Here is a 25,600-nt window from a genome sequence, read left to right as displayed (position 1 = left end):
GTCATTCATGACCGTCTACACCAGCTCAACTCTGGATGTGCCCAGCACATCCAACATTCCAAAGCACGTTGCAATCGTGATGGATGGAAATGGCCGTTGGGCTAAAAGTCGCCTAATGCCCCGATTTGCAGGGCATAAGCGTGGCGTGGATGCCGTCAAGCGTACCGTTCAGGCCTGTTGTGAACTGGGCGTAGAACACCTCACACTGTTTGCTTTTTCTTCAGAAAATTGGCGTAGACCTCCTGAAGAAGTCAGTTTGCTGATGCGCCTGTTCATACGCGTACTTCGCAAAGACGTCGAGGCCATGCACCGCGAAAATATTTGTCTGCGGATTATTGGCGACACCACAGCGTTTGAACCAGAATTGCAGGCAGCGATCGCCTCTGCCCAAGAACTCACCAAAGACAACAGCCGACTGTTTTTAAACATCGCTGCCAATTATGGTGGTCGCTGGGACATTCTCCAAGCAACAAAAAACATGCTGAAAAGCAATCCTGAATTGGCCAACAACCCGGATCAAATTTCGGAAACCGACCTTTCCAGGCACTTGTGTCTTCAGGGAAGCCCAGAACCAGACCTGTTCATTCGCACCGGTGGGGAACAAAGGGTATCCAATTTCCTGTTGTGGCAGTTGGCGTACACTGAATTTTATTTCACAGACAAATTTTGGCCCGATTTCGGCAAGCCGATGCTACTCGAGGCCATTGATTCCTATAACAACAGAGAGCGACGCTTTGGTCGAACCTCCGAGCAAATTCAGCCCCCCGTGGCCAATGTTCGGCAATCCGCCCAGTGATTCAGTTCTCAATCGAGACATATCATGCTTAGAACGCGTGTGATCACGGCTGTGATCCTGCTGATCGTGTTGCTAGTTGTTTTGTTGTACGGCGGCGAAATTGGCTGGAATCTTTTCGTTTTGACGGTGCTGGTGGGCGCATTTTGGGAATGGGCCCGACTTGGTCTTTTCGAACCAGCGAAAGCTGTCGTTTACGCAGTAGCGGGCGGAGCACTTTGTGTCTTGATAGAGCGTTCCTTAAATCTTCAAACCCAAGCCTTTCCCTTGCTTGCCTTGGCCAGCGTGTTCTGGGTTGCATTTGCCCCCTGGTGCCTGCGAAATGTGTCGGTGGGCATATTGGCCAACAAAAGCATTCACGGCCTGGTGGGCCTCGTTCTGATAGCTGCGGCGGGTTTGGCTTTGGTCATTACCAAAACCTACGGCATTGTTTTTCTGCTAAGCACCATTGCAATTTGCTTTGCAGCCGATATTTTTGCCTACTTTTTTGGCAAAACCTTCGGAAAGCGCAAACTTGCGCCCCGAATTTCTCCAGGAAAAAGCTGGGAAGGTGCAATCGGCGGCGCGTTCAGCGTTGTGGCGCTGAGCTGGATTGTTGTTTTACTGGCTGGCACCTACCCTGAATTGAAGAATACCTGGCAGGCAATGGCTTTTGATCGGTGGCATCCAATCGTATTCACCTTCTGGCTGGTGGTCTTGAGTGCATACAGCGTGGTGGGCGACTTGTTTGAGTCCATGCTTAAACGCAGGGCAGGTCTGAAAGACAGCAGTCAACTGCTGCCGGGCCATGGAGGTGTTCTGGACCGGATTGATGCACAGTTGCCCGTGCTACCCCTTGCAATTTTGCTGGTCAGTGCAATCGTGGCTTGAGTTGAACAATGGATTTGCAAAAACTACTTATTTTGGGTGCCACAGGCACCATTGGTGTCAACACCCTGGATGTGGTCGCAAGGCACCCTGACCGTTTTCAGGTGTATGGCCTGGCTGCTGGCAAAAATATTGAGTTGCTGTACGCGCAAGCCTGTGCACACCGCCCCAAGGCACTCATTATCTGCGACGCCGATGCACTGAGTCAGTGGCACGCCCTGGGCTTCAGCGAAAAACTTCGCGAGCAACTGGGTTACATCCCGGACATTGGTGGCCAGGGTGATCTGGAGTCGCTTTGCCAAAGTGAGCAAGTTGACATTGTTGTGGCCGCGATCGTCGGTTCTGCGGGGCTAAAACCCACGCTCAGTGCATTGCAAGCCGGAAAAAGGGTGTTGTTGGCCAACAAAGAGTCACTTGTTCTTGCCGGGCAGTTCATGATTCAGGCGTGCTTGCGCTCGGGCGCTACAATTTTGCCGGTCGACTCTGAGCACAATGCCATTTACCAGTGTTTGCCTGCCAATTATGATTTATGCAGGGCCGACGAGTTTGGCGTCGAAAGGCTGGTTCTGACCGCCTCTGGCGGCCCCTTCAGGAACAAGAGCCTGGCGGAACTTTCTCAAGTCAGTCCTGCCCAAGCCATAGCGCATCCGAATTGGGTCATGGGACGGAAAATTTCGGTGGATAGCGCCACAATGGCAAACAAAGGTTTAGAGTTGATTGAGGCACTGTGGCTGTTTGGTCTACCCGCCAGGCAACTTTCGGTGTTGGTTCACCCGCAATCGATTGTTCATTCATTGGTGGAATACAAAGACGGCAGTATGTTGGCACAACTGGGTTGCCCAGACATGCGAACACCGATCGCCCATGTCTTGGGTTTGCCCGATCGAATTGAATCCGGTTCACCACGCCTGAACTTGGCGGCTTTGGGTAAGCTGGACTTTGAAGAACCCGACTTGAGTCGTTTCCCGATGCTGAAACTGGCCTTTGAAGTGTTAGAGAAGCCTGACACCTTGGCGCCAGTGTTCAACGCGGCCAATGAAATGGCAGTGGACTTGTTTTTGAATGAAAAGATTGCTTATATGGACATTGTGAAGCTGACGCAGCTGTGCATGTCCCGTTTTGCGTCAACGTCAATTGCAAACCTGGACGATGCCTTTGCACTGGACGTTGAGGTGCGCGCCTTTGCAACCGAATGCGCCGGGAAGTTTTAAACACAGGATCTTAATGCTGAATTCAATTGTCTCATTCCTGCTTGCCTTGGGCATTCTGGTGTTTATCCACGAATATGGTCACTACTCTGTGGCCCGCTTCTATGGCGTGCGCGTAATTCGGTTTTCTGTGGGTTTTGGAAAACCCATATTCAGGTGGATTAACCGCAAAACCAAAGTGGAATGGACTGTTTCATGGATTCCCTTGGGCGGTTATGTCCGAATGCTGGATGAGCGAGACCCAGACAGTCTCAAAGGCCATGACATTGAGCTTTCCGAGGCGTTCAATCGCAAACCAGTTGGTCAACGCATTGCCATTGTATTGGCCGGCCCCTTGGCCAATCTTATTCTTGCTGCCCTCATTTATGGCTTTCTTGCCTACATGCAGCCCATGGGCTTGGCCACCCAGGTTTCAGAGCCAATCCCCAATTCAATCGCTGCCAATGCAGGTTTGATGGGTGGCGATGAAATTACCGAGGTGAACGGTGACCGGACCAAAAACTGGAATGAAGTGTCCTGGGCCCTGATCAAGGCCAGGCTTTTCCGTGACGATCTCTCAATCAAAGTGAACCGTGGCGGATATGAATTGTTTCTGGAGCCAGTTCAATCCTCGGAGGTTAATGCCGAGTTAGGACCGTCCTTGACGCGAGAACTTGGCTTTTCCCCGATCGAAAAAAGCGTCTTGGTCCGGGCCGTGGGCGAGGGCAGTGCGGCCGCCGCTGCGGGCTTCATGGCCAATGATCAATTGCTCAGCGTGGAAGGCATACCCGTTGAAACATCAGCCCAATTTACAAGCCTGATCAAAGAACGTCCGGCACAGGAAACCACAGTACGCATTCGTCGAAACGATCTGGACATCAGTGTTTTGGCCGTGCCCGAGAAAACCCAGCTTGAAAATGGCGAAATCATCGGCCGACTTGGCTTGTCGATTGGCGGCGAATCGGTGATTGTAAACAATCCCCTGAATCCGGTTGAATCGATCGTGGAGGGCACTGGCCGGATGATCGAAGTCAGCGTGTTTTCACTGGCTGCCTTGGGTAAAATGGTGACGGGCGATTTGTCCTGGAACCACCTCAGCGGGCCAGTGTCCATTGCATCAGCAGCGGGTGAATCATCAAGCCTCGGGATTCTTCCTTTTTTCGGTTTTCTGGCCATGGTTTCTGTTAGCCTAGGCATTTTGAATCTTTTGCCGATCCCCCTCTTGGATGGTGGGCACTTGATGTATTATTTGGCCGAAATCGTCAGAGGCAAGCCCGTTGATGAGGTTTGGCAAATTCGAGGTCAAAAACTGGGTATCTTGCTGATTGGCATATTGACCAGTGTTGCTTTTTTTAATGATATTCAAAGGCTAATTTTCTAAAGGCCTTCATATATTGGTTCCAGCCTGACGGGGCTGGTAGGAACGATCTGAATGACAATAAGAAGTACTCTATTTCCAGCGCGCTTGGTTTACCCAGTCGTGGCCACCTGCGCTTTGTCAGTGGGCGTTGTACATGCCCAGGCAAACCAGTTTGTGGTGAAAGACATCGAGGTAGAGGGGTTGCGCCGCACTGAGGCGGGCACGGTATTTAGTTACCTGCCTATTCGCGTGGGTGACACATTCACTGACGAGAAAGCCCTTCAGGCCATTCGCTCACTGTTCGCAACTGGTTTTTTTGAAGATGTCAAAATTTCCGCCAAAGGTGATGTGTTGGTGGTGACTGTGGTTGAACGCCCGGCAATCGCCTCAGTAGAAATTAACGGCACCAAAGAATTTGACAAGGAAACCCTGAAAGAGGCGCTGAAAGGTGTCGGTATTGGTGAATCCCTGATTTTCGACAGGTCGCTGCTTGACAAAGCCGAGCAGGAGCTGAAGCGTCAGTATCTGTCGCGCAGCAAATATGGCGCACAGGTTCAAACCCGTGTTGACCAATTGGCGCGTAATCGCGTTGGCATTACGTTCAACGTCGATGAAGGCGAATCTGCCTCAATCAAGCAATTGAAAATTCTGGGAGCAAAAGACTTCGAGGAAGAGGAACTGCTTGAGGAGTTCGAACTGAGCACTGGCGGCTGGATGTCGTGGTACAGCAAGAATGATCAGTATTCCCGGCAAAAGCTGAGTGGCGACATTGAAAAGTTGCGTTCCTTTTACCTGAATCGTGGTTACGCCGATTTCAACATCGAAAACACCCAGGTTCAAATTGCACCCAACAAGCAAGATATCTTCATCACCATCACCATCAAGGAAGGTGAGAAATTCACCTTCGGTGACATTGAGCTTTCGGGCCAGTTGCTGGGGCGCGACGATGAGTTGCGTTCGCTGATCAAAATGAAGAAAGGCGAGACTTTCAATGGCGAATTGTTGACTGACAGCTCCAAAGCCATTCAAGACCGCCTGGGTAACTATGGCTACGCATTTGCCAATGCCAACGTGATTCCCGACCTCGATCGTGAAAAGCGTGTGGTGAACATCAACATGGCTGTAGATACGGGCAAGCGGGTTTATGTTCGCCGCATGAATGTGGGTGGTAACACCCGCACCAAAGACGAAGTCATTCGCCGTGAGTTCCGTCAGTTCGAATCATCCTGGTACGACTCCAGAAAAATTCAGCTGTCCAAAGAACGCGTTGACCGCTTGGGCTATTTCTCCAACGTGGATATCGAAACCCAACCCGTACCAGGAACATCGGATCAAATCGATGTGAACATGCAGGTTGAGGAAAAACCGACAGGCAATCTGTTGCTGGGTGCTGGTATTTCAAGTACCGACAGCTTGGTACTTTCTGCTGCCATTCAGCAGCAAAACCTGTTTGGAACCGGTAAAACCGTTGGGCTGGAGTTAAACACCAGCAAGGTGAACCGCACAATTTCGTTCTCACAAACAGATCCGTACTTCACGATCGACGGGGTTTCCCGCAGCTTCGAGGTGTACAACCGCCGCACAGACCCCAGCGAGTTGAATCTGGGTGACTACATCATCGAAACCACTGGTGCTGGCCTGCGTTTTGGTTATCCCATCAGCGAATTCGAACGTATTTCGTTTGGTGCAGGTTACGAAGGCACAGACCTTGAAGTGGGCCCATTCAGCCCGGACCGTTTCCAGCGATATGTGGATGACTTTGGCAACTCAAGCTACGCTGTTTTGCTCAACGCGGGTTACTCGTTTGATTCACGCGACTCGGCGATTGCACCAACACGTGGCCGAGTCACCAGGTTGACCGCTGAATACGCCACCCCGCTGGGCGATCAGGAGTTCATTCGCACAACTTATCAGGAACAGTTTTACTTCCCCATTGGCAAGCTTTACACCTTGGCATTAAACGGCGAGATCACAGGTGGTTTTGGTTTGGGCGACTCGCCTTACCCAATTTTCCGCAATGTATACGCAGGTGGTATTGGTACGGTTAGAGGCTATCGCTCATCCACTTTGGGACCCCGTGACGCCGACAATGTACCCATTGGCGGCTCCAAGCGCGTTATTGCCAATGCAGAGTTTTTCTTCCCGATCCCGGGTATGTCGAAAGACCGTACCTTCAGGCGTTTACCTTCCTGGACGCGGGCAATGTTTTCCAAACCAATGAGAAGATCAAGTTTGGAGAATTGCGATACTCAACCGGTGTGGGTATTTCCTGGCTGTCCCCAGTTGGGCCTTTGAAGTTCAGCTTGGGTGTACCGCTGAACAGAGAGCCACAGGACGAAACCCAACGTGTTCAGTTCACGATTGGTACAGGCTTCTAAATTCGAACAAATATTGGAGAATGGTTTTGAATAGTGTGAAAAAATTGTTGATTGGCAGTGCTTTGTCCTTGGCGGTTGTACTGCCAACCATGTCTCACGCCCAAGCAGCGACCAAGATTGGATTTGTGAACACAGAACGAATTTTGCGCGATTCCAAATTTGCAGTGGAGTCCCAAAAGAAACTGGAACGTGATTTTTCAAAGCGCCAGAAAGAACTGGAAGACCTTGCTACCAAAGTGAAAGCAGAGGCCACCAAACTGGACAAAGACGCCATCACCTTGCCAGAAGCAGAGAAGGTTCGCCGTCAACGTGATCTGGCTGAAATGGACCGTGATTTCCAACGCAAGCGTCGCGAGTTTGAAGAGGACTTGGCTCAGCGTAAAAACCAGGTGGTGGGTGAGTTGGTAGAGCGCGCGAACCGCGTGATCCGTCAAATTGCGGAAAAGGAAAATTACGACATCATTTTCCAGGAAGCCGTGTATGCCAACAAGCGCATTGACATTACTGACCAAGTTCTCAGCAGCTTGGACAACGCGAAGTAAACCACATCAATGAATTTCATTGAAACGAAGCTCAGCACACTGCTTGAGCAGTTTGGCGGTCGACTGGCTTCGTTTGGTGGTGACCCGGCAGTGTCTGATGACATTCCTCTGGCCGGAATTCAACCGCTGGAAAAAGCCGGGATCAAACATCTCGGCTTTATTGCCAATCCCAAGTTTCGCGACCAACTGCTCTCAACAAAAGCGGGTGTAATTCTTGTCCGTGAATCCCAATTCGAGTCGCTTTGCCAGTTCCTCAAAGACAGCGCAGTGCCCGTGCCCACCTCAGTCGCATGGGTGGTCAGTGACCCTTACCTGTACTACGCCAAATTGCAACAATGGTGGGTGGCTCACAGCGAGTTCAAACCCGCGCCGGGCATTCATCCGCGTGCTGTTGTAGATCCAACCGCCACAATCGCTCCCAGCGCGATGATTGCAGCCAATTGCGTAATTGGCGCCCACACCAAAGTGGGCGAGGGCAGTCGAATTGAAGCTGGCGTGGTGCTGGGCAACCAGGTTGAAGTGGGTGCACATACTCGCATTTATCCAAACGTGACCGTATACGACGAATGCACGATTGGCTCGCATTGCATTGTGCATGCTGGTGTGGTGATCGGTGCAGACGGTTTTGGCTTTGCCAATGAAAAGGGAGCCTGGGTCAAAATACCGCAGGTGGGTCGTGTACTGATTGCAGACCATGTGGAAATTGGTGCCAACACCACCATAGACCGGGGTGCGCTAGACGACACCCTGATTGGTTTTGGCGTAAAACTGGATAATCAAATCCAGATCGCTCACAATGTCACTGTGGGCGAACACTCCGCGATGGCCGGCTGCGTAGGTGTTGCAGGCAGTACCAGCATAGGTGCTCGCTGCACGGTGGGTGGCGCGGCCATGGTGTTTGGTCATCTCAACATTCCAGATGGCACGCATGTATCTGGAGCGTCAGTCGTGATGAGCAGCATTAAGGAGCCGGGCGCCTACACCGGAATTTTTCCCTTGCAAGAACACAAGGATTGGGAGAAAACTGCGGTTACTCTCAAACAATTGCTCAAGTTGCGCGGTGAAGTGCGTGAGCTGAAAAACAAGCTTTAACAAAACAAGCTGAAATAACAATAAACCCAAATTTAAAAGTGTGAACTCAGAAGCTATGAATACGCCAGTTATGGACATCAAAGGCATTTTGGAAAATTTGCCGCACCGATACCCTTTTGTGCTCGTTGATCGAGTGCTTGAACTCGAGCCCAACGTTCGAATTCTGGCCCAGAAAAATGTCAGCTACAACGAACCTTTTTTCCCGGGACATTTCCCGATTCACCCAGTCATGCCTGGTGTGTTGATCATGGAAGCCTTGGCGCAAGCTGCAGGGCTGCTGTCGTTTAAATCCATGGAAGCCGCGCCCGACAAGAACTTGGTGTATTACTTCGTGGGTATCGACAATTGTCGTTTCAAGCGCCCCGTGGTGCCTGGTGATGTTTTGATGCTGGATGTTCAGGTGGAGCGTGTTTCGCGCGGTATCTGGAAGTACGCTGCGAAAGCGCTGGTGGATGGCAATGTGGTCGCGCTTGCTGATTTGATGTGCACGGCCCGCGAAGTTTAAGGAACACTTTCAAATGCCCATACATGCGTCAGCAATAGTCGACCCCAAGGCCGAACTGGACAGCACGGTTGAAGTTGGACCATTTTCAGTCATTGGTCCCCATGTAAAAATTGGTGCCCGCACAAAAATTGGCCCGCACATGGTCATTGCCGGGCACACCACCATTGGCCAAGACAATGTATTTCATGGCTCGGCCACCATTGGCGGCGATCCGCAGGACAAAAAATACAAAGGTGAACCCACTGAACTGATCATCGGCGACCGCAACACCGTTCGGGAATACTGCACCTTCAACACTGGCACTGTGCAAGACGGTGGCAAAACCACCATGGCCAACGACAACTGGATTATGGCGTATGTGCACGTTGCGCACGACTGTCACATTGGCAGCAACACCATTATCGCCAACAGCGTGCAGCTGGCCGGCCACGTCATTATTGGGGACTGGGTTATTCTTGGCGGTATGAGCGGCGTGCATCAATTCATTCGCGTGGGCGACCATGCCATGACTGCATTTCAAACCAAGCTGATGCAAGACGTTCCCCCCTTCGTGATGGCAGCGGGTTACCCGGCAGCACCGGCCGGAATAAACTCGGAGGGTTTGAAGCGTCGGGGGTTTTCACCCGATGCGATTCTGAATATCAAACGGGCCTACAAGGCAATTTACCGCCAAGGACTGAGTATCGCAGAAGCCAAAGAGGCAATTGATTCCTTGGCCACTGCCGCACCCGACGATGCAAAGCCACACCTTGTCCACATGAAAGTGTTTCTTGACGAAGCCACTCGCGGCATCATTCGTTAAGCCATGGCGTACCCCCGTACACCTTACAGCACTCAGCCTGTGGACCTGGCGATTGCCGTAGGCGAGGCCTCAGGTGACTGGATAGGCGCCTTGGCCATTGAACATCTGATACAAACCCAAACGCTGGCCATGGAGGGCATTGCGGGCCCCAAGCTTCGCGATTTGGGTGTGAAGCCCTTGCATGGCTCGGAAGAGTTGTCGGTGCGTGGTTATGTCGAGGTGTTGCGCCATTTGCCACGCTTGCTGAAGATGCGCAAAAATCTTATTCAACACTGGTCAATCAACAATCGACCCAAAGTGTTTGTGGGTGTAGACGCCCCCGATTTCAATTTGAACCTTGAGCTCGCCCTGCGTGAAAGTGGCGTGCCCACGGTCCATGTGGTGTGCCCATCGATTTGGGCTTGGCGAATGGAGCGCATTCACAAGATAAAAGCTGCCTGCAGCCATGTATTGTGCATTTTTCCATTCGAGCCTGAAATTTTAGCCAAAGAAGGGATTTCAGCCACCTACATTGGCCACCCCATGGCTGCACTGGTACCCGAAACAATCGACCCCATGGCCTACCGTGCCGGCCTGGGCTTGCAACGCGAAGGGCAATTGCTGGCCGTATTGCCCGGCAGCCGTGGTGCCGAGGTCAAACACATTGGCCCTGCATTTGTTCAAGCCTGCGTTGAATTACTCAAGCAAAAACCAGAGTTGCGTTTTGTAACACCCATGCCACCGGCCAGCAAATTACTCGACATGTTCAGAACCATGATTCCGGCACAACTACTGGATCGCTGGGCATTGATCGAGGGCAAGTCTCATGAATGCATGGCTTCAGCCGATGCAGTGATGTTGGCCAGCGGCACCGCCACACTCGAGGCGATGATGTACCGCAAACCCATGGTGATTGCCTACAAAATGCCTTGGCTAAGCTACCAAATGATGAAAGGCAAGGGCTACCAGCCTTATGTGGGATTGCCCAATATTTTGCTGAATGAATTTGCGGTGCCCGAACTACTGCAAGACGATGCAACACCGGCTGCGCTCGCGCAAAAAGCACTGTTTCAACTTGATAATGATGCCAATCGGGACCGGCTTCAAACAGTGTTTGCAGAACAGCACCAACGCTTGTTAAAACCTTCTGGAGAAATTGCCAGCCGCGTTATTCAGCAGGTGATGAATGGCTAGGCTTCAAGAGTGGTCAGAAATTCAGGCACACGCTGCACAGCTCGGCTTGCAGGTGATTGGCGTGGATGAAGCGGGGAGAGGCCCACTGTGCGGCCCAGTGGTGGCTGGTGCGGCCTTGCTGAATCAGCCCAATACCATTGATGGATTGGCCTGCTCCAAAACACTCACTGCCAAGAAGCGAGACACGCTCGCAAGCTCAATTCACGAACATGCCAAAGCATGCGCAGTGGCCCACGCCACTGTTGAAGAAATTGATCGCTTGAATATACTCCAAGCCAGTTTGCTGGCCATGTGGCGAGCCGTTGACTCGGTGCTTGCACAAACCGGCCTGAAACCGGAGCAATGCTTGATCGTGGTGGATGGCAACAAATTGCCAAAATGGCCATACCAAGCGCTTGCTGTGGTGAAAGGCGACACCAAAATTCCTGCAATTTCAGCTGCCTCAATTTTGGCCAAAGTGGCTCGCGACGAATGGTGTAAAACCCATGCGCTGCAATACCCACAGTATGAACTGGACGTGCATATGGGCTACCCCACCGCACGCCACATGGCTTTGCTGCGGGAACATGGGGCTACACAAGTACATAGAAAATCGTTCCGTCCAGTGCGTGAGGCACTGGAACGAGCACAACAGAACCCATCGTTCTAGAGGCGATCATGAGTTACGAACGCCATTTTACGCAAATTGAATCGGCCCAAAATGAACGGCTGAAAGCTGCCGTCAAACTGCTTTCCTCCAACCATGGGTTGCGCAACAGCGGCCTGGCTGCAGCCGAGGGTTTGCACCTTGCAGAAACCCTGCTGCACCTGCCAGGTGTGCACATTGAATCGGTCTGGATTCCTCAAAGTTTGTTGAACAAGCCTGAATGGTTGACCATGTCGGCCCTGAGCGATGTGCTTGAGAACGGTGAGGTGCGCTGTCTGGTGCTTAGCGACGCACTTTATTCAAAACTCAGCAAACTGAGCACTCCCACCGGGCCGATGATCTTTTTCAAACCGGTGAATGCCAGCGCAGCCATTGATTTAAACCAGGATATTGTCTTACTGGACGGCATCCAAGATCCAGGCAATGTGGGCACCCTGTTGCGCAATTGTGCAGCGGCTGGGGTTCAGCAAGTGGCATTGAGCGACCACAGCGCCTGGGTGTGGAGTGACAAGGTGCTGCGTGCAGGTATGGGCGCTCAGTTTGGCTTGCAGCTGTACGCTGAAGAAGACTTGCTGAAAGCGCTTTCATCGGCTAAATCAAAAATACCGGTGCGCGTGACCAGCCTGCATCCCAAAAGCGTTGACCTGTTCAACGCCAATTTAAAAACTGCGGGTGTGTGGGTATTCGGCAGCGAAGGACAAGGCGTAAGCCAAGCCTGGCTGGACCGCGCCAGTGAACACATTCGAATTCCGCAAAGCAAAACCATTGAAAGCCTGAATGTAGGCAGCAGCAGCGCAGTGTGTTTATTTGAACAATTCAGGCAAAGGCGGTAAAATCAAATACACTGTACACTTAAACAGTGGTATCTGGATTTCGCTGCATGCACCTGCACCTTGTTTGGTTGAAAAAAGACCTGCGCCTTAGCGACCATGCTCCCTGGCATGCGGCAATTGCAGCCGCCAGGGAAAGCAAAGGTTGCGTGGCGGCCTTGTACTGCCTTGAACCCAAACTGATCAAGCAGCCCGACAGTGCCCCCCAGCATTTTGAATTTGCCCGTGAATGTTTACAGGAATTGGCGGAGCAATTGCCCGAGCATGTGCCCTTGCTATTGGCCAAAGCCAATGCGCCAGTTGCCTTGCAAACAATGGCCTTGTGTTGCCAACAACTCAGCATTTACAGCCACGAGGAAACTGGCAACTGGGCCAGCTTTGCGCGTGACAAGGAAGTGAAAGCCTTGTGTGCAAACCATGCCGTGCCCTGGTTTGAATTCCCCAACAATGCGGTGGTGCGCAAACTTGAAAATCGCGATGAATGGGGCAAGCTTTGGCTTGAAACCATGCGCAAACCAGTACTTCCTGCGCCAGAGTTTTCAGAATTACCTCAGACCACTTGGTTTGATTTCCCGCAGAACTTGCAGCAGCAACTAGAAGCCAATGGTTTGCCCTGTGTGCAATTGAACTGTTCACTTTGGCCGCAATGGGCTCAGTATGTACATTTTTACCCCAAACATTTAACGGACAAAACCCTGCGTCAGCGGGGTGGCAGGCAACAGGCACAACGCTGTTTGAGTGAGTTTTTGAGCGAACGCGGCATGAATTACCGCTTTGAAATGTCCAGCCCATTGAGCGCTGAATCAGCCTGCTCACGCCTGTCGCCTTACCTTGTTTTTGGTGTAATTTCCATTCGGGAAGTGCTGGAGGTGTTGGGCCAGGCGCGTCAGCAACTGGCAGAAAGCGATTTACCACCCAAAGCACAAACACAGTGGAAGCAATCCCTGAAGTCGTTCGAGAGCCGTTTGCATTGGCATTGCCACTTCATTCAAAAACTGGAAAGCGAACCCGAGCTTGAATTTCGATCAGCTCACCGTGGGTTGAATGCCATGCGCAATTTCGCCGAGCTTAGCCCGGAGGAAAATCAAAAAGCACTGGCGTGGATAGAAGGGCGTACCGGTTTTCCAATGGTAGATGCCTGCATGCGAATGTTGCGCGCCACGGGTTGGGTTAACTTCCGCATGCGTGCCATGCTTGTGGCATTTGCGTCTTACCAACTCTGGCTGGATTGGCGACACACGGCGCCCATGTTGGCGCGTGAATTTCTCGACTACGAGCCTGGCATTCACTACCCGCAATTTCAAATGCAGTCGGGCGTCACAGGCATCAACACCTTGCGCATTTACAACCCGGTGAAACAAGCCAAAGATCACGATCCCAATGGGGTGTTCATCAGGCGCTGGATACCAGAGCTGAAAAACATCCCCGATCCATGGATAGGGGAGCCCTGGAATACACCTCAACTCATTCAGCAAGAGTGCGGATGCATGATTGGGGTGGATTACCCTTGGCCGGTAGTTGACCCTGACACAGCCATTTCAAAAGCACGTTCCAACATTACAGAGTTCAGGCACCGCAAGGGTTTTGTTGAAGAATCAAATCGTGTGTATGAAAAACACGGCTCCAGAAACCCCAACCGCAATGGCAGTGTCACCCCGAAACGGCGCAGCCAGAAGAAACGATCCGACGAGTCAATCATCGAGACCGATACACAGCAAAGTTTGTTTTGAACCAGCGTGTTGAAGGTGCAAACTTAGTAAATTGGAGAACCCAAATTCAATTGCTGCAGTATCGTAGTTGAAATTTCTTCAATGGATTTGCTGGTCGAGCTAAGCCAACTGATTCCCTCTCGGCGCATCATGAACTCTGCAGCCTTGATCTCTTGCCTGCAATTTTCAAGTGAGGCGTATTTGCTGCCCGGGCGGCGTTCGTTGCGTATTTCGCTCAAGCGTTCTGGTGATATTGAAAGTCCAAAAATCTTGTCCTTGAACGGGGGTAGGGCCGCGGGCAATTCCCCACGCTCGAAGTCCTCTGGAATCAAGGGGTAGTTGGCGGCCTTGATGCCATATTGCATGGCCAGGTACAGGCTGGTCGGTGTTTTACCAGACCGGGAAACACCCACCAAAATGACATCGGCTGCCTGTAGGTCTTTGTGAGTTTGACCATCGTCATGCGCCAGTGTGTAGTTAATCGCTTCAATGCGGTTTTTGTACTGCTCGTTGTCCGCAATGGTGTGCGACCTGCCAATGCGATGTGTGCTTTTGATGTCCAGTTCTTTTTCCAAGGGTTCCACAAAGGTGAGGAACAAATCCATGAACACACCATCGGCCTGCTTCACGACGTCGTTGATGACAGTGTTCACCAGGGTGCTGAACACAATCGGTTTCTGGCCATCGTATTTCGCAATGTCATTGATCTTTTGTCGAGCTGAAATTGCCTTCACTTCTGAATCAATAAAGGGGATACGAATTTGTTTGAAACGTATGCCTTCAAATTGGGACAACACCGAGTGGCCGAGGGTTTCCGCCGTAATACCTGTGCCGTCTGACACAAAAACCACGGTGCGTTCCTGGCTTACATTTTCTGACATGAATCAATCCTGTGTGTATCGGTGGCAAAAGGTCGGGTTACAGTTACAATCATAAAAAGAAATCAGGGGAAATAGTCGATGCGCGTGCACCCAAATCGCCGCATTCACTATTTCTTTTGAACTACAAGGTGAATCAATGTCAACAAATCAAGGAGTTAGCCCAACAGCTCTTGTTGCGCCATTCGAGAAGCTTCGAATGGAAGATGTAGAAACTGTCGGTGGTAAAAACTCGTCTTTGGGTGAAATGATCTCCCAATTGGCCGAGACTGGTGTGCGAGTGCCTGGCGGCTTTGCCACCACAGCCCATGCCTTCCGTGAATTCCTGAAAGCCAACAATCTGGTTGAGCGTATCAACGCCAAGCTCGATGCCCTGAATGTGGACGATGTTCGCGCACTGACCCAAGCCGGTGCCGAAATTCGCCAGTGGGTAATTGATGCGCCACTGCCTGCCGATCTGGAAAAAGAAATTCGCGATTCTTACACCACCATGATGGCCCAAAGTGGTGGCGATATTTCAGTGGCGGTTCGCTCCTCAGCCACCGCAGAAGACTTGCCAGACGCTTCCTTTGCAGGGCAGCAAGAATCTTTTCTGAACGTGAGCGGCATTGACGATGTGCTTGAGAAAATCAAGGAAGTGTTCGCATCGCTGTACAACGATCGCGCCATTTCTTACCGAGTACACAAGGGATTTGCGCACGCGGACGTGGCTTTGAGCGCGGGCGTGCAGCGTATGGTTCGCTCTGACAAAGCGGCCTCTGGTGTCATGTTTACCATGGACACTGAAAGTGGATTTGATCAAGTGGTGTTCATCACTTCCAGCTACGGATTGGGTGAAACCGTAGTGCAAGGCGCAGTGAACCCCGATGAGTTCTACGTATTCAAGCCCACATTGGCTGCGGGAAAGTACCCCATCATTCGCCGTCAAATTGGATCCAAATTGATCAAGATGGAATTTGATGCGCTGAAGGAAAGCGGGAAAAGCGTGCGCACCGTCGATGTACCCGCCGAGCAGCGCAACCGATATTCATTGAATGACGAGGATGTGATCGAACTGGCAAAGTACGCCATGATTATCGAGAAGCATTATGGCCGCCCTATGGACATTGAGTGGGGCAAAGACGGTATTGATGGCAAGCTGTATATTTTGCAAGCCCGCCCCGAAACCGTGAACTCGCAAAAAGACAACGACGTGCAGTTGCGTTACAAGCTTAAGGGCAATTCGGCGATTCTGAGTTCAGGCCGCGCCATCGGCCAGAAGATTGGTGCGGGCTCAGTGCGGGTAATCAATGATTCCTCTGAAATGGACCGTGTACAGGCCGGCGATATCTTGGTGACCGACATGACCGACCCCAATTGGGAACCGGTGATGAAGCGGGCAGCAGCCATTGTCACCAACCGCGGTGGCCGTACTTGCCACGCCGCGATCATTGCCCGCGAACTGGGCATTCCCGCTGTGGTGGGTTGTGGCGATGCCACTGAAAAACTGAAAGAAGGCATGCTGGTTACAGTAAGCTGTTCGGAAGGCGACACAGGCTACATCTATGATGGCTTGCTGGAAACAGAAGTCAGCGAAGTCAAGCGCGGCGCCTTGCCTGAAATTCCCGTGAAAATCATGATGAACGTGGGCAACCCTCAATTGGCCTTTGAGTTTTGCCAATTGCCCAACAAGGGCGTTGGCTTGGCACGCCTGGAATTCATTATCAACAATGCAATCGGCATTCACCCGAAAGCCATTCTTGATTATCCGAACGTGGATGCCGATTTGAAGAAAGCCGTGGAAAGTGTGGCGCGTGGCCATGCAAGCCCGGTCGCATTTTTTGTGGACAAATTGGCTGAGGGAGTGGCTACAATCGCGGCTGCTTTCTACCCAAAGCCGGTTATTGTTCGCATGTCCGATTTCAAGTCCAATGAATACCGCAAGCTGATCGGTGGCAGCCGCTACGAACCCGAAGAAGAAAACCCGATGCTCGGTTTCCGCGGCGCGGCCCGATACATCTCCGAGGAGTTTGCGGAGTGTTTCGAGATGGAATGTTTGGCCTTGAAACGTGTTCGCGAGCAAATGGGCTTGGACAACGTTCAGATCATGATTCCGTTTGTACGCACATTGAACCAGGCAGCCAAGGTAGTTGACCTGCTGGGCCGCAACGGTTTAAAGCGTGGCGAAAATGGCCTGAAAGTGGTGATGATGTGCGAAGTGCCTTCCAATGCCGTGTTGGCAGATCAGTTCCTGGAGTACTTTGATGGCTTCTCGATTGGCTCCAACGACCTGACCCAGCTTACCTTGGGCCTGGACCGGGATTCCGGGCTGGATATTTTGGCCGCTGATTTCGACGAACGCGACCCTGCCGTGCGTGCCTTGTTGAGCAAAGCCATTGAGGCCTGTAAAGCCAAAGGAAAATACGTGGGAATTTGCGGGCAAGGGCCTTCAGACCACCCCGACTTTGCCTTGTGGCTGGCTGGTGAAGGAATTGAATCCATTTCGCTGAATCCTGACACGGTGATTGACACCTGGCAGAAACTGGCCGACAGATTCAACAAAAAGTAAAAAGGAGTCACACCATTGAGCAATTTGTCACTGTGGTTGGTATTGGCGGGTATCTTGTTGATTGCCGAAATGACCACGGGTACGTTTTACCTGCTCATGGTGTCCCTGGGGGCGGCCATCGGTGCATTGATGGCCTACCTCGGTTACGGTCTTGAAACTCAAATTGGCGCAGCTGCCGTGTTTGCAGTGGCTGGCAGCCTTCTTCTTCGCAACCGTTCGGTCAACCGAAGCAAGACAGACAAACAACACGATCTGCTCGACATTGGCAACAAACTTGAAATTCCAAGCTGGAATGCGGGTGGGCGCGCCAATGTGCAATACCGTGGCGCCACTTGGGCAGCGGAGAGCACCGACAGTACGCCTGTAACGGGCCTGCATCAAATTGTCGATGTGCAGGGCAATGTCCTGAAAGTCAAAAGCGTATCGACACACGCATAATCGGCGTGGCCTTGTTCCAAGGTTAGCCAATCAAAGGAGAAAATTCATGGAAGTTTCAATTGTCATATTGATTCTTGCGATTGTGTTTGTCAGCCAGGCGCTGCGCATAGTGCCGCAGCAAAGTGCATGGGTGGTAGAGCGTTTGGGGAAATACGACCGCACCTTGCAGGCTGGCTTGAATTTTCTTGTGCCCTTCATTGAGAGGGTTTCGTACAAGCACTCTCTGAAAGAAATTCCCTTGGATGTACCCAGCCAGGTGTGTATTACCAAGGACAACACCCAGCTTCAGGTTGATGGCATTTTGTATTTTCAGGTAACTGACGCGATGCGGGCCAGCTACGGCTCAAGCGACTACATCAGCGCCATTACCCAACTGGCACAAACCACCTTGCGATCGATTATTGGCCGCATGGAGCTCGACAAAACTTTTGAAGAGCGCGACATGATCAACGCCGCCATTGTGAACGCATTGGATGAGGCAGCCCTGAACTGGGGCGTGAAAGTTCTTCGTTATGAAATTAAAGACTTGACTCCACCTCGTGAGATTTTACTTTCAATGCAGGCGCAAATTACAGCCGAACGGGAAAAGCGCGCCCTGATTGCTGCGTCAGAGGGGCGCAAACAAGAGCAGATCAACATTGCCAATGGTGAACGGGAATCTGCAATTGCCCGCTCCGAGGGTGACCGGATTGCCGCCATCAACCGCGCCCAGGGTGAAGCCGGTGCAATCAGGGAAATTGCCGAAGCCACCGCCGACGCCTTGCGAAAAGTAGCCGCAGCGGTGGCTGAGCCAGGAGGAATGGAGGCAGTGAACCTGAAAGTGGCCGAACAATACATTGAAGCATTTTCAGGCGTTGCCAAGGCTGGCAATACCCTGATATTGCCTGGGGACCTGTCCAACATGGGTTCCATGGTAGCGGCAGCGATGCAGGTGGTGAAGCAGGGCAAATAAGATAAGTCTTGGCAGTTGGCGGAACCTGATGGGCTTTGTTGGACACAGAAACAGGTAACAATCCCATTGATAAACCCTTCAAGTGCACATGAAAGACACCGCCAGCCTAAGCCTTACCCTGGACAAGCTTTTAATCAAACGCGCCAGGGTGGTAGCCGCGAAAATTGGAGCTCCACTCAACACAGTGGTTAGCCAACAACTTCAGGCCTTTTTGGATTCTTTCGAGCAATCTGAAGCCTTGGGCAATCAGAATTTTACGATCCTGGCAGAGTTTTCAATCGGCGTCCGCTCAGCGAATGACGCCATGAAAGCCCTTTCAATTCGCTCCCCCGCTGAGTTGAACAGGCTTTTGGCAGTGGCGAAGCTGCCAAAACCCACCGTATCAGAACACGAAATTAGCCGCATGGTCGAGGCCCTTAAAACACTCTCCAGCGGCAGTGAAACATGAAAAAACAGGCGATGCATGTTGTGCTGATTCCTGACAGCGGAACGCTTTTGCAACTACACCGAGAACTGCGGCTGGAATCGCTATTCTCCAGCTTCGCAACGCTTGCCATTACCGATGCGTCGGTTCACGAATTACTTCGCTTTTGCAAAAACGAAGGCCAAGAAATTGCAAGGTGGATCAAAAATAACCACGTCGCGATATTGGAAACCCGAGCGTTCAACAATGGGTGTAATAAGATTCTTGATCAGCCGAATTGTCTATATGGCTTGGTTGCCGACATTGGCTTGCAAGAAATCATGAATGAAACCAATTTGTCAGGTGGGAACACCCAAGTAATTTTCTTGCTTGACGAACACAAATGTGCAGCCAAAAATACATTTCTGTATGGTTCTTTTTGCACTGGGGTTACGCTTCTTGCGTATCAAAGGTTCCTCGAGAGCAGCCAGCCCTGTCCAATACAGGCTACCCAACCAAGCCGCCTGGAAAATGCCGATGAATCAATGGTGAAAACTCATAAGCCTGTTGAGCCGCCGAACACCCAACGTTTTCAAGCAAGTTCACCAGAGAGGGAGCCGGGCAGGTTTTACCTGAACTCGACCATGCTTGCAAATCCCAAACTTGTGGAAAGAAAACTTCGGGATATGGCGAATCAAACTGTAAACATTGGTCTTAAGGCGATTGATAAAATCAAGGCAAGCCGATCGAACGAACCGAATAAACCAGCCTTGTCTGCGATTGAAAAATTCAGAAGAAGTCTGATGTGAACAGCGCTGAATCTCTCAGGTACGGTGAATCTTCATCAACCGTTCCTGCTCTCGCTTCCAGTCCTTGTCCTTCAGGGTATCCCGTTTGTCATGCTGCTTTTTACCCTTGGCAAGGGCCATGTCTACTTTCACCCGGCCATTTTTGAAATGCAGGTTCAGCGGCACCAGTGAATAACCTTTTTGTTCTACTTTACCAATCAAGCGGTTAATTTCTTTTTTGTGCATCAACAACTTGCGTGTGCGGGTGTTCACCGGGTTGACATGGGTAGATGCACTGGTCAGTGGCGAAATATGGCAGTTCAGCAGCCACAGTTCGCCGTTGCGAACCACGATGTGGCTTTCCTTGATTTGAACACGGCCATCGCGAATGGATTTGACTTCCCAGCCTTCCAACACAATACCCGCCTCGTACTTCTCTTCAATGAAGTAATCAAAACCTGCTTTTTTGTTGTCAATAATGCTCATGAATTCGGTGAAAACGTCCTTTGGGTGCGGCGTAGCGTGAAAAACGCTAAAATAGAGAGTTTAATCCTTTCTCCGAGCGGGAAACAAACCCTTCAGCATTCATGGCCATTGTAGAAAAGTCCGTGTTGGTTCATTTTTCCACGCAACAAATGTTCGATTTGGTGCGGGCGGTGGCCGATTATCCCCAGTTTTTGCCGTGGTGCGGTGCCGGAAGTGTTGAGCCTGTTGGCGCCAACATTGAAAAAGCGACCGTAGAAATTGCGTTCAAGGGTGTCAAACAAAGCTTTTGCACAATGAACAAACTGACACCACACGAGGAAATCCACATGACCTTGGTGGAAGGTCCGTTTACCCATCTTGAGGGCACCTGGCATTTCATTGAACTGACGCCCGAAGCCTGTAAGGTTCATTTCAAACTGGCCTACGAGTTTTCAAGCAAGGTACTGGAGCAATTGGTGGGGCCGGTGTTCACCAGCCTTGCCAACAGTTTCGTGGATTCCTTCATTAAACGTGCAGAGTCGTTACACAGCACCGGGGCAGGGCAGTGATGCTTGTTCACTGGCTTGAACTTGGCCCAGCCGACGGCGGTGTGCTTGTATCAATGCCCAAGCCATTGAATGTGCCCGAAAAAACCACGGTGGAGCAGGCACTTCAGGCCATTGGCTTGAGCAGTGAACGCATTGCATTGTTACTCAAGGAGCGCGCAGTGGCGGTGTATGGCCTTTACGCCACCGAGGGCATGCTGCTTCACCCGGGCGATCGCATTGAAATTCTGGATGGGCTTAGCTTCGACCCAATGGAAAGTCGCCGCAGGCGTGCCCAACACAAGGTGCTGACAAAACGCCAGAAAGAATTGGCGAAATACGAGCGGCGAAGCCGCAAGCAATCAAAAACCGTCCCTTAAAACTTAAATTCCCCGGTTTTTCTGTTTGTAAACCAAAACAGGCATGCTGGGTATCCTTTATAATTCGCTTTTGCGCAAGGAGAAATTGCATGCGTGTCACGCAGAAAGCGTTAACGTTTGATGATGTATTGCTGGTTCCTGCGTTCTCAGACGTTCTTCCCAAAGACACATCCCTGTCTACCCAACTGACCCGAAACATCAGCCTGAACATTCCTCTGGTGTCTGCCGCCATGGACACGGTGACTGAAGCCAGGTTGGCCATTGCCATGGCACAGGAAGGTGGTATCGGTATTGTTCACAAGAACCTGACAGCAACGCAGCAAGCGGCCGAGGTGGCCAAAGTAAAACGCCATGAGTCTGGCGTGCTTCGCGACCCGATCACGATCGAGCCTGAACTCACCGTTCGCCAGGTCATTGCTCTTACACAGCAACACAAAATTTCGGGCCTACCTGTTGTCAAGAATGGCAAGGTGGTTGGCATTGTCACGAACCGCGACCTGCGTTTCGAAACCAAACTGGACCAGCCTGTTTCCAACGTCATGACCCCACGAGAGCGTTTGGTCACCGTATCCGAAGACGACAGCCTGGAGCAGGCCAAAGCCTTGATGCACAAGCACCGCCTGGAGCGCGTGTTGGTGATGGGTGCAGACAACGCGCTGAAAGGCTTGATTACTGTTAAGGACATCCAAAAAGCCACGGAACACCCGTGGGCCAGCAAAGACATTCACGGGAAATTGCGCGTAGGTGCAGCCGTGGGCGTGGGCGATGGCACTGAAGAACGTGTTGAAAAGCTGGTGGCTGCTGGCGTGGACGTAATCGTTGTTGATACAGCCCACGGCCACAGCAAAGGCGTGTTGGACCGCGTACGCTGGGTAAAGCAAAACTACCCACAGGTGGATGTAATTGGCGGCAACATTGCCACGGCCAGCGCTGCGTTGGCTTGATGGAGCATGGCGCAGACGGCGTGAAAGTGGGTATTGGTCCAGGTTCAATTTGTACCACGCGTATTGTGGCTGGCGTGGGTGTTCCCCAAATCAGCGCAATTGCCAATGTGGCCAAGGCCCTGAAGGGCACTGGTGTGCCTGTGATTGCAGATGGTGGCATTCGTTATTCCGGTGACATTTCCAAGGCTCTGGCAGCCGGTGCAAGCGCCGCCATGATGGGCGGCATGTTTGCCGGCACTGAAGAAGCGCCAGGTGAAGTCGTTTTGTTCCAGGGCCGCAGCTACAAGGCTTACCGCGGCATGGGCTCCTTGGGCGCCATGACACAGGGGTCTGCGGACCGCTACTTCCAGGACCCGGCCAACAATGCCGACAAACTTGTACCCGAGGGCATTGAAGGCCGGGTGCCCTACAAAGGCTCTGTGCTGTCCATCATTTTCCAGTTGGTGGGCGGTGTCCGTTCTTCCATGGGTTATGTCGGCTGCCGTTCAATTTCTGAAATGCACGAAAAAGCAGAGTTCGTTGAAATTTCATCTGCGGGCATTCGGGAATCACATGTACACGATGTTCAAATTACCAAAGAAGCACCGAACTACCATGTCGATTGACAAGGCCTGAATACAGCGAAGCCGCCATGCAAAAACCTGACATTCCACACAACGAAGAAGAAAGAACACGGGCAATCCAGAATTTGGGAATGATTTATTCCCCCTCCGAGGCCCGGTTTGATCGAATCACGCGTTTGGTTTGTCGGCACTTTGATATTGATACGGCGCTGGTCACCATTGTTTACAAAGAAATTCAATGGTTCAAATCGCTTCAAGGCCTGAATGCCTGCTCCACAGACAGAGAGGTGTCTTTTTGTGGACATGCCATTCTCAGTGATGAACCTTTGATTGTTGAAAATGCGCTGCTGGACCCCCGATTCATGGACAACCCTTTGGTTGTCGACGGACCAAGAATACGGTTTTATGCAGGTCAGCCCGTTCGGGATGCATTCGGTATCACGATCGGTACGCTTTGCGTGATCGACAGTGTTCCCCGCGCATTCTCCCAGGAAGACAGGCAGGATCTACGAGATTTCGCGCGCCTGGTTGAAGTAGAGCTGGCCAAGCCGATAGAGGACAATGTCGTGAGCCGGTTTGTGCGTTCTTTGAACGAAAATCAAAGGTCTTTGCTGATTGATCCAATCGTCGGCTCTTGGAACAGACGCGGATTTGAAGCACTGCTGGACAAAGAACTCGAATATGCCTTGCACAAGGGAGAAGACCTTTCGCTGCTGCATGTGAAACTCAGTTCATTTGATTTGATTTTGAACAGGTTTGGTCGCGACCGTATTGTGGACTTCACTAAATTTACTGCTTCAATCATTCGAGATGTTTTGCCCAACGGCTCAAGTGTTGGGTCCCTAGGGGCAGATGCCTTCGTGGCTGTGTGTTCGGGCATGACCAATTCGGAGGTGGCACGTTTGCTGGAACAGCTGAAAGCCCGTTTTGGTGAAACCACGCTCGAAACCCATGGCGTGAAAGCTCTGGTTGATGTGGACATCAACTTTCTCAGCCTGTCAGGCGACGAACTTCAATGCACGGCAGTGCAAGCAGTGGATCGCCTGTTAAGTCTTAGTTAAGCATCGGCCAAGCCCTGCGCAACATTGCCTTGGGCCAATTACCTTTAATACATTCAAAGAACGCTTCATGAATCATCAGAAAATTTTGGTACTCGACTTCGGGTCACAGGTCACACAACTCATTGCCCGACGCGTACGTGAGTGCGGCGTTTTCTGCGAAATTTTGCCCTGCGACGTAGACCCGGAACGCATCAAGGAATACGGGGCATCCGGCATTGTTTTGTCGGGTAGCCACCAGTCTGCTTATGAAGAAAGCACCGACAGGGCGCCCGAGTTGGTGTTTAATCTTGGCGTACCAGTGCTGGGCATTTGCTACGGCATGCAAACCATGGCCATGCAACTTGGCGGCAAAGTTGAAGCGGGTACGGTTCGGGAATTTGGTCATGCCCAAATTCGGGCCCATGGCCACACAAAACTGTTTGATGGCATTCAAGACGAAACCAACGAACATGGGCATGGCCTGTTGAATGTTTGGATGAGCCACGGTGACAAGGTGACCGAGCTTCCACCCAACTTCAAGTTGATGGCTTCTACACCCTCGTGCCCAATTGCCGGCATGGCCGATGAAGCACGCGGGTTCTATGCCGTGCAATTTCACCCTGAGGTAACGCACACCAAAAAAGGCAAGGAAATACTGGCACGCTTTGTACGCGACATTTGCGGTTGCAAAGGTGACTGGTCCATGCCAAGTTTTGTGGATGAAGCGGTTGAAAGAATTCGTGCCCAGGTCGGCACTGATGAAGTTATTTTGGGCCTTTCGGGTGGCGTTGATTCTTCCGTGGCAGCTGCATTGATTCACAAGGCAATTGGTGATCAGCTTACCTGCGTGTTTGTCGACCATGGCTTGCTTCGTTTCAAAGAAGGCGAGCAGGTTATGGAAACATTCGCCAAACATTTGGGTGTGCGTGTTGTGCATGTGAACGCCACCGAAGAATTCATGGGGCAACTGAAAGGCGTCACCGACCCCGAGGCCAAACGCAAAATTATTGGTAAAGCATTCGTGGATGTATTCCAGCGCGAGGCTGGCATGCGTGCCAACGCCAAGTGGCTTGCACAGGGCACTATTTACCCGGACGTGATTGAATCAGCTGGCGCAAAAACAGGCAAAGCCACCAACATCAAAAGCCACCACAATGTGGGCGGCTTGCCCGATACGCTGAACCTGAAATTGCTGGAGCCCCTGCGTGATTTGTTCAAGGACGAAGTGCGTAAACTTGGCGTTGAACTTGGCCTTGACCCTGAAATGGTTTACCGCCACCCATTCCCCGGGCCGGGCTTGGGTGTTCGAATTCTTGGCGAGGTGAAAGCCGAGTATGCTGAAATTTTGCAGCGTGCCGATGCCGTATTCATCGAAGAATTGCGCAACACCAAAGCCACAGCCAAAGACGCAGCGGCTGAGCTTTGCACCGAGGAACAAATTGGAAAAAGCTGGTACGACCTCACCAGCCAGGCTTTTGCAGTGTTCTTGCCAGTGAAATCGGTGGGGGTGATGGGCGATGGCCGCACCTACGAATATGTGGTGGCCATTCGCGCCGTACAAACTCAAGACTTCATGACAGCACACTGGGCACACCTGCCTTATTCATTGTTGGGCCGTATCTCCAATCGTATTATTAACGAGGTAAAAGGTGTGAACCGGGTGGTGTACGATGTATCGGGCAAGCCGCCTGCGACCATTGAATGGGAATAAGCCGATAAAGCGAATCCCGTCACTTACCCCAGCCTTACAGAAGAGCCCGCAAATGCGGGCT

The 25,600-nt window shown here is 51.6% G+C and carries 23 protein-coding genes and 2 pseudogenes; 23 read left to right on the top strand and 2 right to left on the bottom strand.

Annotated features, from left to right (window positions below; translation table 11 throughout):
• Positions 1-7 precede the first annotated feature (7 nt).
• From BSZ31_RS13150 to BSZ31_RS13090, 13 genes and pseudogenes are all read left to right on the top strand, one after another.
• Positions 8-796 (top strand): isoprenyl transferase, encoded by a 789-nt coding sequence (locus BSZ31_RS13150; RefSeq protein ID WP_105029119.1) that lies wholly within the window; start codon positions 8-10, stop codon positions 794-796.
• A gap of 24 nt (positions 797-820) precedes the next feature.
• Positions 821-1,663, top strand: a complete 843-nt coding sequence (locus tag BSZ31_RS13145; protein WP_105029118.1) for a phosphatidate cytidylyltransferase — start codon at positions 821-823, stop codon at positions 1,661-1,663.
• A gap of 8 nt (positions 1,664-1,671) precedes the next feature.
• Positions 1,672-2,871, top strand: a complete 1,200-nt coding sequence (gene dxr / locus BSZ31_RS13140; RefSeq protein ID WP_105029117.1) for a 1-deoxy-D-xylulose-5-phosphate reductoisomerase — start codon at positions 1,672-1,674, stop codon at positions 2,869-2,871.
• A 13-nt stretch (positions 2,872-2,884) separates the two neighbouring features.
• Positions 2,885-4,228 carry an RIP metalloprotease RseP gene (gene rseP / locus BSZ31_RS13135; RefSeq protein WP_168426981.1) on the top strand — a complete coding sequence of 448 codons (1,344 nt, stop codon included), beginning with the start codon at positions 2,885-2,887 and terminating at the stop codon, positions 4,226-4,228.
• A 51-nt stretch (positions 4,229-4,279) separates the two neighbouring features.
• Positions 4,280-6,585 (top strand): annotated as a pseudogene (gene bamA / locus BSZ31_RS13130) (outer membrane protein assembly factor BamA).
• A gap of 20 nt (positions 6,586-6,605) precedes the next feature.
• The gene (locus BSZ31_RS13125; RefSeq protein ID WP_105029115.1) at positions 6,606-7,127 is read left to right on the top strand and encodes an OmpH family outer membrane protein; all 522 of its coding nucleotides are present in this window, start codon (positions 6,606-6,608) and stop codon (positions 7,125-7,127) included.
• A 9-nt stretch (positions 7,128-7,136) separates the two neighbouring features.
• Positions 7,137-8,219 (top strand): UDP-3-O-(3-hydroxymyristoyl)glucosamine N-acyltransferase, encoded by a 1,083-nt coding sequence (gene lpxD, locus BSZ31_RS13120; protein ID WP_105029114.1) that lies wholly within the window; start codon positions 7,137-7,139, stop codon positions 8,217-8,219.
• Positions 8,220-8,274: 55 nt separating this feature from the next.
• A complete protein-coding gene (gene fabZ / locus BSZ31_RS13115) occupies positions 8,275-8,724 on the top strand; it encodes a 3-hydroxyacyl-ACP dehydratase FabZ (protein ID WP_232222716.1) in 450 nt (149 codons plus the stop codon).
• Between the two features lie 13 nt (positions 8,725-8,737).
• Positions 8,738-9,526, top strand: coding sequence for an acyl-ACP--UDP-N-acetylglucosamine O-acyltransferase (gene lpxA / locus BSZ31_RS13110; RefSeq protein ID WP_105029113.1), 789 nt, complete (start codon positions 8,738-8,740; stop codon positions 9,524-9,526).
• Between the two features lie 3 nt (positions 9,527-9,529).
• Positions 9,530-10,699: a lipid-A-disaccharide synthase gene (gene lpxB, locus BSZ31_RS13105; protein WP_105029112.1), complete on the top strand. Its 1,170-nt coding sequence runs from the start codon at positions 9,530-9,532 to the stop codon at positions 10,697-10,699.
• On the top strand, positions 10,692-11,348 hold the full coding sequence (locus tag BSZ31_RS13100) for a ribonuclease HII (protein ID WP_105029111.1): 657 nt from the start codon (positions 10,692-10,694) through the stop codon (positions 11,346-11,348). Before lpxB ends, BSZ31_RS13100 begins: the two co-directional genes overlap by 8 nt.
• Before the next feature lie 8 nt (positions 11,349-11,356).
• Complete coding sequence (locus tag BSZ31_RS13095; RefSeq protein ID WP_105029110.1) at positions 11,357-12,178, top strand: RNA methyltransferase; 822 nt, start codon at positions 11,357-11,359, stop codon at positions 12,176-12,178.
• A gap of 47 nt (positions 12,179-12,225) precedes the next feature.
• The gene (locus tag BSZ31_RS13090; RefSeq protein WP_206018608.1) at positions 12,226-13,905 is read left to right on the top strand and encodes a cryptochrome/deoxyribodipyrimidine photo-lyase family protein; all 1,680 of its coding nucleotides are present in this window, start codon (positions 12,226-12,228) and stop codon (positions 13,903-13,905) included.
• A 23-nt stretch (positions 13,906-13,928) separates the two neighbouring features.
• Here the strand turns inward: BSZ31_RS13090 and BSZ31_RS13085 are convergent, their stop codons facing one another.
• The gene (locus tag BSZ31_RS13085) at positions 13,929-14,765 is read right to left on the bottom strand and encodes a pyruvate, water dikinase regulatory protein (RefSeq protein ID WP_171099090.1); all 837 of its coding nucleotides are present in this window, start codon (positions 14,763-14,765) and stop codon (positions 13,929-13,931) included.
• 136 nt (positions 14,766-14,901) lie between these two features.
• Here BSZ31_RS13085 and ppsA point away from each other — a divergent pair, with 136 nt between their 5' ends.
• The 5 genes from ppsA (at position 14,902) to BSZ31_RS13060 (ending at position 19,912) form a co-directional block, all read left to right on the top strand.
• Entirely contained in the window at positions 14,902-17,310 is a 2,409-nt protein-coding gene (gene ppsA / locus BSZ31_RS13080; protein WP_105029109.1) for a phosphoenolpyruvate synthase, read from the top strand.
• A gap of 15 nt (positions 17,311-17,325) precedes the next feature.
• Positions 17,326-17,748 carry an NfeD family protein gene (locus tag BSZ31_RS13075; RefSeq protein WP_105029108.1) on the top strand — a complete coding sequence of 141 codons (423 nt, stop codon included), beginning with the start codon at positions 17,326-17,328 and terminating at the stop codon, positions 17,746-17,748.
• Positions 17,749-17,794: 46 nt separating this feature from the next.
• Positions 17,795-18,700 (top strand): SPFH domain-containing protein, encoded by a 906-nt coding sequence (locus BSZ31_RS13070; protein WP_105029107.1) that lies wholly within the window; start codon positions 17,795-17,797, stop codon positions 18,698-18,700.
• An 88-nt stretch (positions 18,701-18,788) separates the two neighbouring features.
• Entirely contained in the window at positions 18,789-19,148 is a 360-nt protein-coding gene (locus tag BSZ31_RS13065; protein WP_105029106.1) for a hypothetical protein, read from the top strand.
• Positions 19,145-19,912 (top strand): hypothetical protein, encoded by a 768-nt coding sequence (locus tag BSZ31_RS13060; RefSeq protein WP_105029105.1) that lies wholly within the window; start codon positions 19,145-19,147, stop codon positions 19,910-19,912. The genes BSZ31_RS13065 and BSZ31_RS13060 overlap by 4 nt, the downstream gene beginning before the upstream one ends.
• 15 nt (positions 19,913-19,927) lie before the next feature.
• Here BSZ31_RS13060 and smpB read toward each other — a convergent pair whose 3' ends face one another.
• The gene (smpB, locus tag BSZ31_RS13055; protein WP_105029104.1) at positions 19,928-20,377 is read right to left on the bottom strand and encodes an SsrA-binding protein SmpB; all 450 of its coding nucleotides are present in this window, start codon (positions 20,375-20,377) and stop codon (positions 19,928-19,930) included.
• A gap of 101 nt (positions 20,378-20,478) precedes the next feature.
• Between smpB and BSZ31_RS13050 the strand changes: the two genes are divergently transcribed.
• The 5 genes and pseudogenes from BSZ31_RS13050 (at position 20,479) to guaA (ending at position 25,539) form a co-directional block, all read left to right on the top strand.
• Positions 20,479-20,925: a type II toxin-antitoxin system RatA family toxin gene (locus BSZ31_RS13050; RefSeq protein ID WP_105029103.1), complete on the top strand. Its 447-nt coding sequence runs from the start codon at positions 20,479-20,481 to the stop codon at positions 20,923-20,925.
• A complete protein-coding gene (locus BSZ31_RS13045) occupies positions 20,925-21,281 on the top strand; it encodes an RnfH family protein (protein ID WP_205882382.1) in 357 nt (118 codons plus the stop codon). The genes BSZ31_RS13050 and BSZ31_RS13045 overlap by 1 nt, the downstream gene beginning before the upstream one ends.
• A gap of 89 nt (positions 21,282-21,370) precedes the next feature.
• A pseudogene (gene guaB, locus BSZ31_RS13040) lies at positions 21,371-22,830 on the top strand (IMP dehydrogenase).
• Positions 22,831-22,856: 26 nt separating this feature from the next.
• Positions 22,857-23,849, top strand: coding sequence for a GAF domain-containing protein (locus BSZ31_RS13035; protein WP_146106694.1), 993 nt, complete (start codon positions 22,857-22,859; stop codon positions 23,847-23,849).
• A 67-nt stretch (positions 23,850-23,916) separates the two neighbouring features.
• Positions 23,917-25,539 (top strand): glutamine-hydrolyzing GMP synthase, encoded by a 1,623-nt coding sequence (guaA, locus tag BSZ31_RS13030; protein WP_105029101.1) that lies wholly within the window; start codon positions 23,917-23,919, stop codon positions 25,537-25,539.
• Positions 25,540-25,600 lie beyond the last annotated feature (61 nt).

Source organism: Limnobacter sp. SAORIC-690, assembly GCF_002954425.1.
GTDB lineage: Bacteria > Pseudomonadota > Gammaproteobacteria > Burkholderiales > Burkholderiaceae_B > Limnobacter > Limnobacter profundi.
This window is presented reverse-complemented; position numbering and strand designations above follow the sequence as displayed.